The organism is Desulfobacula sp. (assembly GCF_014237455.1).
Classification (GTDB): domain Bacteria; phylum Desulfobacterota; class Desulfobacteria; order Desulfobacterales; family Desulfobacteraceae; genus Desulfobacula.
This window is the reverse complement of the sequence record NZ_JABZFL010000065.1, coordinates 1-8,349: the sequence shown is the minus strand read 5'-3', so window position 1 is coordinate 8,349 and position 8,349 is coordinate 1. Positions and strand designations below refer to the sequence as shown.

10 protein-coding genes and 1 pseudogene are annotated in these 8,349 nt (G+C 43.6%); 10 read left to right on the top strand and 1 reads right to left on the bottom strand.

The window, feature by feature from the left end; all coding sequences use genetic code 11:
- The first annotated feature begins 274 nt into the window (after positions 1–274).
- The 10 genes and pseudogenes from HGJ91_RS09545 to HGJ91_RS09500 all read left to right on the top strand — a co-directional run bounded on the left by HGJ91_RS09545 (position 275) and on the right by HGJ91_RS09500 (position 6,282).
- Complete coding sequence (locus tag HGJ91_RS09545; protein WP_291347513.1) at positions 275–1,447, top strand: permease; 1,173 nt, start codon at positions 275–277, stop codon at positions 1,445–1,447.
- 35 nt (positions 1,448–1,482) lie between these two features.
- Positions 1,483–1,716 carry a thioredoxin family protein gene (locus HGJ91_RS09540; protein WP_291347511.1) on the top strand — a complete coding sequence of 78 codons (234 nt, stop codon included), beginning with the start codon at positions 1,483–1,485 and terminating at the stop codon, positions 1,714–1,716.
- A 51-nt stretch (positions 1,717–1,767) separates the two neighbouring features.
- Positions 1,768–2,193: pseudogene (locus tag HGJ91_RS09535) on the top strand (putative zinc-binding protein).
- Between the two features lie 21 nt (positions 2,194–2,214).
- Positions 2,215–3,153, top strand: a complete 939-nt coding sequence (locus HGJ91_RS09530) for a co-chaperone YbbN (RefSeq protein ID WP_291347510.1) — start codon at positions 2,215–2,217, stop codon at positions 3,151–3,153.
- Entirely contained in the window at positions 3,153–3,608 is a 456-nt protein-coding gene (locus HGJ91_RS09525) for a co-chaperone YbbN (protein WP_291347509.1), read from the top strand. The genes HGJ91_RS09530 and HGJ91_RS09525 overlap by 1 nt, the downstream gene beginning before the upstream one ends.
- A gap of 5 nt (positions 3,609–3,613) precedes the next feature.
- On the top strand, positions 3,614–4,324 hold the full coding sequence (locus tag HGJ91_RS09520; protein WP_291347508.1) for a cytochrome c biogenesis protein CcdA: 711 nt from the start codon (positions 3,614–3,616) through the stop codon (positions 4,322–4,324).
- A gap of 30 nt (positions 4,325–4,354) precedes the next feature.
- Entirely contained in the window at positions 4,355–4,555 is a 201-nt protein-coding gene (locus HGJ91_RS09515) for a hypothetical protein (protein WP_291347507.1), read from the top strand.
- Positions 4,556–4,606: 51 nt separating this feature from the next.
- Entirely contained in the window at positions 4,607–5,119 is a 513-nt protein-coding gene (locus HGJ91_RS09510; RefSeq protein WP_291347506.1) for a rhodanese-like domain-containing protein, read from the top strand.
- The gene (locus tag HGJ91_RS09505) at positions 5,109–5,582 is read left to right on the top strand and encodes a MauE/DoxX family redox-associated membrane protein (protein ID WP_291347504.1); all 474 of its coding nucleotides are present in this window, start codon (positions 5,109–5,111) and stop codon (positions 5,580–5,582) included. The genes HGJ91_RS09510 and HGJ91_RS09505 overlap by 11 nt, the downstream gene beginning before the upstream one ends.
- 4 nt (positions 5,583–5,586) lie before the next feature.
- Positions 5,587–6,282, top strand: a complete 696-nt coding sequence (locus tag HGJ91_RS09500; RefSeq protein ID WP_262987145.1) for an OS_HP2 family (seleno)protein — start codon at positions 5,587–5,589, stop codon at positions 6,280–6,282.
- Positions 6,283–6,291: 9 nt separating this feature from the next.
- Here the strand turns inward: HGJ91_RS09500 and HGJ91_RS09495 are convergent, their stop codons facing one another.
- On the bottom strand, positions 6,292–8,241 hold the full coding sequence (locus HGJ91_RS09495) for a PAS domain-containing sensor histidine kinase (RefSeq protein ID WP_291347501.1): 1,950 nt from the start codon (positions 8,239–8,241) through the stop codon (positions 6,292–6,294).
- Between the last annotated feature and the right edge of the window lie 108 nt (positions 8,242–8,349).

The window sequence follows — 8,349 nt, the reverse complement described above, 5'->3', positions numbered from 1 at the left end:
TCAACTATTCCCTGGCTGACGGCAGTGATTCACCCTATTCGGCAAATATGATTGGAAATTTAAAACACTGGCTGAATGATGAAATAGAGATTAAAAATTTGAATCAGATCCTGCCGGGCATCAACCGTGAGAATATTGTCGGAAAACAGCATGGATAAAAAAATTATCGCCACATATCGACAAGTGACCATATATAGCTAAAACAAGAAAAATCATGAAACAAAAAACAACCCATCCTATTAAGGATGGGGGAAAAAATATAAGGACTCTATAAATGAAAGAAAGAACAAAATTATTCTATCTTATTGCTCTATACCTTATGGCCTATTTTATTCCATGGGCGCATCCGGTTATCCGGCAGTCCGGTCTGGAGGCCTTCATGATGCTTCAGGAGTATGCAAGAGAGCATGTTCTGACCTGCCTGATCCCTGCTTTTTTCATTGCCGGTGCCATAGCCGTATTTGTATCACAGGCCTCTGTTCTCAAATATTTCGGCGCTCAGGCCAGTAAAATTCTCGCCTATTCCGTCGCCTCTGTTTCCGGCACTATACTGGCCGTATGTTCATGTACGGTATTGCCGCTCTTTGCCGGGATCTACACTCGGGGTGCGGGAATTGGCCCTGCAACGGCATTTTTATATTCAGGCCCGGCCATCAATGTTCTGGCCATTACCCTGACAGCAAAGATCCTGGGGTGGCAGCTCGGTCTTGCCCGGGCCATCGGTGCAGTTATTTTTGCCATCATCACCGGGTTATTAATGTCCGTCATCTTCAAAAAAGATGATGCCGCAAGGACAGCCGGTCAGATCTATGTGCCTGATGAAGAAGACAAGGAGCGATCTCTTTTTCAGGACGGGATCTATCTTTTAACCATGGTTCTGATCCTGGTTTTTGCGGCATTTGCCAAACCTTCTCCGGATTCCTCGGGATTATGGCCGGCCATTTTTGCCGCCAAATGGTATATTACGGTCTTCCTTTTGATTGCACTGGGCTGGATGCTTAAAGTATGGTTTACAAAAGAAGAATGCGTCAACTGGGTGGAGTCCACCTGGGGATTTATGAAACAGATTTTCCCGCTTCTCTTTGGCGGGGTGATTGTGGCCGGATTCCTGCTCGGCAGACCCGGGCACGCAGCCCTGATACCGGAACATTATATTCAATTCCTTTTGGGCGGCAACTCCCTGCCGGCTAATTTATTTGCCTCGGTGGCCGGCGCCTTCATGTATTTTGCCACGTTAACCGAAGTGCCGATTCTGCAGGGACTGATTGGTTCCGGGATGGGAAAGGGTCCGGCTCTGGCCCTGCTTCTTGCTGGTCCGGCCCTGTCTTTGCCCAATATGCTGGTCATCGGAGGAGTCATGGGGGTTAAGAAAACCGCCGTCTTCTGTTCGATCATTGTTGTGATGTCAACCTTTGCCGGTATGATTTACGGCGTTATTGCCGGTTAATATAAAGATGAACCATTAAATTTTAGGAGTGTATAATGGATATAAAAATACTGGGCCCAGGATGCCCCAAATGTGATCAGACACTAAAGATTGTAACACAGGCAGTTGCCGAGACAGGTGTAAATGCTCAGATCCAGAAAGTTACGGGTGTCATGGAAATAGCCGGTTATGGAGTTTTCGGAACGCCTGCCGTGGTGATTGACAGCAAAGTAAAATGTGTCGGAAAAATTCCCAAAAAAGAGGATGTCAAATCCTGGCTGACAAAATAAGCCGGCCATTTTGACCCAACCGTTAATCACGATTCATGAAGGAGACATAAAATGACGGAAAACTGTTGTGCATCAGAAGAAAATATAATGATTCTTGCCTGTTCCGGCGGTTCAAACGTGGGCCAGCTTTCCAACCAGGCCGCTATTGAACTGACCCGGGAAGGTTTTGGTAAAATGTTCTGCCTTGCCGGAATCGGTGGCAAACTGGGCGGATTTGTCCAGTCTGCAAAGGATGTGGAGAACATGGTCGCCATTGATGGATGCTAGGTGGGATGCGCTAAAGCCATTCTGGAGCAGGCCGAAGTTCCCCTAAAAAATCATGTGGTCATCACCGATCTTGGTATTGAAAAAAATAAGGAATTCGCCCTGAAATCGGAAGATATTGTCAAAGTAAAGTCCGCCGCTCTGGATATTTGCTCAAACCGCTCGGATAATAATCCGGCTCCGTCAGAAAAACCATTTAACTGCTGCGGATAATAAAAAGGACCTTTAATACTCATGATAAAACGCATTCATTGGGGACCGGCAATTGTCTTTTTTCTATCCGGCCTGGTTTCATTTATTTTTATCAGTATGGCAGGTGCCGCTGCGACTGCGGTTGCATCAACTGTATCTGATACGTATCCACTGATTTTTGACCGGTTTTTAAAATCTGCCGAGCTGGTGGACATGACGGGAGACAGCATCCTGAAAACCGGCACCGGGATTGCAATTTCAGGCAAGCCGCTTGAAAAATCCCTTGACCGTTATGACCCCAAATTAAGAAACCAATTAAAAGAAAACCTGATTTTCCTGCTGGAGCAGGAAATCATCACAAAAATTCTTGCCCATGAGGCCCAAAAAAACGGCTTTTCAAAAGAGAACACGAAGCTTGAGGATCAAATCAGCGCTTATCTTTCTTCCGCAGTAAAAGAAGCCGAAGTTTTGGACAGCGAAGCAAAAGCCTTTTATGACGAAAACAAAGAAATGATCGGGGGCGCGCCCTTTGAGCAGGTAAAAGACAATATCAAAAGCTTTCTTCTCAAGAAGAAAAGACAGGATTCGGTCAATGCCCATATCACCAGTCTGGCAGAACACCACAAAATACAAATTAACCGGCAGTGGATGGATACCCAGTACGCCATCATGAAAAAAAATCCCGTTGACAAGGCCCGATCTTCGGGAAAAGTCACCATGGTGGAGTTCGGGGCCACCGGGTGCATCCCCTGTGACATGATGCAGCCGGTTCTTGACAGCTTGAGAAAAAAATTTCCCAAAGTCTTGAATATTGAATTTGTGCATGTCCGTAAGGAACAGATCCTGGCAGGACGCTTTGGCATTCAGTCCATCCCGGTTCAGGTATTTTTTGATAAAACCGGCAGGGAAGTATTCCGGCACATTGGCTTCTTTGCTGAAAAAGAAGTTTTAAAGCAGCTGAATAAAATGGGAGTTGAATAATGAAACACATCCGACTTGCCATTTTCGGTATCATCGCCGTTGCAGCAGTGATCAGCACTGTAAAAACACAGTTCTACAGTGATACGAAAGTAAATCTTTCTTCCGAGACAACGGCCCCTGATGTCCGGATTGATTTTGAGAAGCTTCCGGTTAAAGGGATGGTCACGCTGATCGACCTTGGGGCCACTGAATGCATTCCCTGTAAAATGATGGCACCGATTCTTACCAAGCTTAAAAAAGCGTATGCAGGAAAAGCCGATATAGTTTTCATAGATGTATGGAAGAACCGGCAGCAGGCACCGCGATTCAAGATCCGGGCGATCCCAACCCAAATTTTTTTTAATAAACAGGGTGAGGAAGTCTACCGCCATGTGGGATTCCTAGATGAAAAATCCATTGTTAAGCAGCTGACCAAAATGGGAGTTGATAAACCGGAACTTAAAAACAAGGGGTAACAATTATGCTGGACTCGATTTTTTTGATGGTAAACCAGTGGATGACCGGTGGAATAGCATTGGCAGCATTCGGCTGTTTTATATGGGGAATGATCAGCGTGCTGCTCAGTCCCTGCCATATGGCATCTATCCCTTTGATCGTCGGTTACGTCGGAGGACAGGACAAAATGGTTAACCCCCGCCAGGCAGGGCTTTATTCAGTCCTTTTTACGATGGGCCTGTTTTTAACCATTGCCGCTATCGGCATTATCTGTGCCCTTTTAGGAAGGATGCTGGGGGATGTGGGAAATTACTGGCAGATTTTGGTCGGTACTATCCTTATCTGGGTTGCTTTGGGGATGCTGGGGGTTGAAAAATGTTCACTGTCCGGAAATCTTTTATACAAGCTGAATTTAAGAGGAAAGTTTGGGGCTTTTGTACTCGGGCTTGCTTATGGTGTTCTTTCGGGTTCATGCACATTCGGATTTATTGCCCCGATTCTGGCCATCATTACAATACAGGAAAAAGTGATGACGGGAATTGTTTTAATCATCCTGTTCGGTATCGGCCATTGCCTTCCCATTGTTATTGCCGGAAGCTCAACAGCTATAGTAGGAAAACTGATTGAAAACACCCTGTGGAACGGAGCAGGTCAGTGGTTCAGAAAGCTTGCAGGCACAACGATTGTCCTATTGGGGATATATTTTATCTTAACCCCTTTTTTGCAGGCATCCTAAACTAAAATATTAATTGTAAAGGATCACATCATGCTTTTGGAAACATATACCTTGGAAATATTCAAATCAAAATGCCAGTCAGATGCCAGGGGTGTGCATTGCTTTGCCCATCTGGACCAGGATGTGGAACAAGCACTTCCATATCTCAATTCAGTACTCGGCGGGTTTGAATACCTGAAAGACCCGCCTGCGGTCACTTTTCGCGCCCAGGGAAAGCAGGAAATTGTCTGACTATATGGGACAGTTTAATCTGGATATATAAACAAAAGAAAGGGTTTTAAAATGCAGCGCACGGTATTTCAACTGCATCTGAATGATGTTGCCCGACAGGCTTTTTCCATACTATTTATGTCCGTGGCCATCGGGTTGGCTGTAAACATGGTTCGTCCTGACTCAATTCCCGTCATTGCCGACTGGTCAACAGAAAATCGGTTGACTTCGGAAAGCGGTGAAACGCTTATTATACCGACCTCACTGGCAAAGGCACTTTTTGAAAAAAATGAAGCTGTTTTTATGGATGCCAGGGATAAGGACCAGTTTGATATGGGTCATATCAAAGGGGCGAAAAATTTACCCTGGCATGCCGTTGATGACTATTTTATGGATATTGTACAGGATTTACCAAATGATACAACTATCATCACCTATTGTGATGGCGAATCCTGTGATTTAAGTCACGAGCTTTCGCTGTTTCTCATGAAGATGGGATTTAACCATGTCAAAGTCCTTGTGAATGGCTGGACTGTCTGGCAGGAATTGAATCTGCCGGTTGAGGGGGACTCATTTGAAGACTGAAACCGATATTTTTTATCATACCTTCAGATTGATTCTTTCCGGTGTTTTCATTTTTGCCAGTATAGATAAAATTCTCCACCCCCAGGCATTTGCCCAGGCCGTGTTTAATTACCAGGTATTACCTGATTTTTTGATCAACCTTGTGGCTTTGATATTGCCCTGGCTTGAACTATTGGTGGGGGCAAGTCTTTTGATGAATCGCTGGATGCCGGGTGCTGCATCCATTGTTGCCATCTTAATGGGCATCTTTGTGGGCCTGATATTTTTTAATCTTGCAAGGGGACTGGATATCAGCTGCGGATGTTTTTCAACAAATTCTGATGAAAACCCCATGACCAAGTTAACCTTGTTCAGAGATATCATTTTTCTATGCCTGGCATTCTGTCTTTTGATTTTAACGATTTATAAGAATAACTTTAGGTACAACACCCAATTGAAATTGTATAAAACAAAAAGGAGATAACCTGATGAGAAATAGCTTTATTCTAATTTTATTATTGTTATTCACAGGGGTGGCTATATCTGCAGATGAAATACCATCTCAAAAAAACCCGGTGGCCTTTCTGCCGGAATATGTTTTTCAGTTTAAACCTGTTGTGGAAGGAGATAAAACCATTCATGATTTTATTGTGCAGAACAACGGATCATCTGCCTTGAAAATCGGAAAAATAGAATCAGGGTGAGGGTGCACGGCAGCTTCAAGTGACAAGCTGATCCTTCCGGGGGATGAAGGAAAAATAACCATGGTATTATCCACCAGCGGATATGGTGGAAGAACACTAAAAAAAACGATCAAAATCCACACCAATGATCCTGTACAGCCAGTTATAAGAGTCACGATGACAGGGCTTGTAAAAAAATTTGTTATTCTTAAGCCTGGGATCGTCAGGTTAAGAGGCAGGGCAGGAAAAACCATAAAGTCCAGAATTACGATAACGCCCACAGAAAATAATCAGTTCCGGATTTTGAAAATCTTTGCCAGAAACAAAAAATATATTAAGTATGAAATTAAAAAAATCGATGGCCCTTTACCCTGCTATGAATTGATTGTTGAAAACACTAAAAAAGAACCGGGGCGATATTTTGATGTCATCACTATTCAAACAGATTTATCACCTCCAAAATCAATCCGGATTCATGTTTCAGGGAATATCACCGATTAAGGTACGGGTTCAGGATTTATTATTATCCAGTACTTCCCGTATCTTTTGAGCAAGATCCTTCATCACAATCGGCTTCAATATAAAACCCTTAATACCCATTGATGCAACTTTTTCTTCCGTCATCTTTTCACTGAACCCGGTACAAAGTAATATAGGGATATCAGGGCGTATTTTGATCAATTCAACCGATAGTTTATCTCCGGCCATATTCGGCATTGCCATATCCGTGATGACCAGGTCAAACCTGTCAGGGTTAGCCCGAAAAGCTTCAAGAGCTTCAATGCTGCTGGTACGTGAAGTAACTTGATATCCCAAACGCTCTAATATCTGTTTCTCCATTGTAACAATTGTAGCTTCATCATCCACCAGCAGAATTCGTTCAGTTCCACCCCGGACGGGTTCTTTAGTTTGGATACTCTGTTTTTCAAAAGAACTCTTTTCCACTGGGAAATAAACATGGAATTTTGTCCCTTTACCAGGCTCGCTGTAGACATGGATACTGCCCCCCAGGCTTTTCACAATGCCATGGACAACTGAAAGTCCCATGCCTGTGCCTTTGCCTGGTTCTTTGGTAGTAAAGAACGGATCAAAGATTTTTTCTATCACATCTTTATTCATGCCTGTGCCTGTATCTGATACAGTTAGACAGGCATAGGCTCCGGGTTCCAGATCAGGGCTTAGTACGTCATGTTCGCCTAATTCAACTTCTTTGAGACTGACTTTCAGTTCCCCTCCGGTATTCTCCATGGCATGATAGGCATTGGTTGTAAGGTTCATTATAATCTGATGAATTTGTGTGGGATCAGCCTTGATCGTACCACAATCCGCCCTGATATCCTGTATGATGTCAATTGTTGTGGAAATTGTAGACCGGATCAGTTTTAATGCTTCCTTGATAATCGGCTGCACTTTCATCAGGATTAACTCATTCGTATCTTGACTGGAAAATGTGAGGATCTGTTTTACCAGATCCTTGGCTCTCAAGGCACTGGTATAGATCTGGTTAAGACTGTCCCGGAATGGACTGTCTTCAGGAACCTCCGCTAATAACATATCTGAGTAGCCTAAAATCGGGAAAAGAATATTATTGAAATCGTGGGCTATACCGCCGGCAAGGGTGCCGATGGCTTCCATTTTCTGGGCCTGCTGGAGTCGGGTTTCGAGTTTTAATTTTTCAGTGACATCGCGTTTAACGGCTACGTAGCTGACTATTGCCCCCTTGCCTGAGAATACAGGAGAGATAGTAGCATTCTCAGTATAGCGTGATCCATCCTTTTTCTTATTAATGAACTGTCCGGACCAGGTTTTGCCGTTGGATATGCTTTCCCATAATTCCTTATAAAAGGATTTATCGTGGTGTCCACTTTTCAGTATGCGGGGATTTTCCCCCAGAACGTCTTTTTTGAAATAACCGCTAATTTTTTCAAATGCAGGATTGACATAAATAATGGTTCCATTTGTATCGGCTACCACGACAGCATCAGAGGCATGATCTATGGCCAAAGCCCGGCGCTTCAGAATCATCTCCATTTTCTTTTGATCGCTGATGTCTATTAACAGCCCTCTGAAACCGATTGGTTTGGCATCACGAACAATAAGGGTTGAATGTACCACAGCAGGGAAAGTGGTGCCGTCACGCCTTAGTGCAGTGTATTCCACACCGCCTAATTGGGTGCCGTTCAATATGCGTTGCATATTTCTTATTGCCCGGTCATGATCCTCTGGAATTATCATTTGAGTAACATTTAAGCCTTTATCAACTTCATCCTTAGTGTACTGGAAAAAATCAAAAGCAGTTTGGTTTGCATAGATAAGCCTGCCGGTTTCATCAATTTCAAAAATACTCTGTGGCAGTGAGTCTGCCAGATCTCTATATCTTTGTTCATTCAGTTTCAATATTTTTTTCTTCGTGGCAAGTCTTTCACTTAACAAAGAAATCACACCGCCTATAGTTAACAACCACCCCTAAAAAGGGTGGCATAATGGAGACCCTAAAAGGGTCAAGTTATTATTTCCAGAGACTCATTTGAGTCATCCTTTTTTCTTTATGATTTTGAAGCCTAACAT

Coding starts and splice junctions, on each gene's coding strand:
- HGJ91_RS09530 (WP_291347510.1), top strand. CDS start 2,215: ATGATAAAACGCATTCATTGGGGACCGGCAATTGTCTTTTTTCTATCC.
- HGJ91_RS09510 (WP_291347506.1), top strand. CDS start 4,607: ATGCAGCGCACGGTATTTCAACTGCATCTGAATGATGTTGCCCGACAG.
- HGJ91_RS09515 (WP_291347507.1), top strand. CDS start 4,355: ATGCTTTTGGAAACATATACCTTGGAAATATTCAAATCAAAATGCCAG.
- HGJ91_RS09545 (WP_291347513.1), top strand. CDS start 275: ATGAAAGAAAGAACAAAATTATTCTATCTTATTGCTCTATACCTTATG.
- HGJ91_RS09540 (WP_291347511.1), top strand. CDS start 1,483: ATGGATATAAAAATACTGGGCCCAGGATGCCCCAAATGTGATCAGACA.
- HGJ91_RS09520 (WP_291347508.1), top strand. CDS start 3,614: ATGCTGGACTCGATTTTTTTGATGGTAAACCAGTGGATGACCGGTGGA.
- HGJ91_RS09525 (WP_291347509.1), top strand. CDS start 3,153: ATGAAACACATCCGACTTGCCATTTTCGGTATCATCGCCGTTGCAGCA.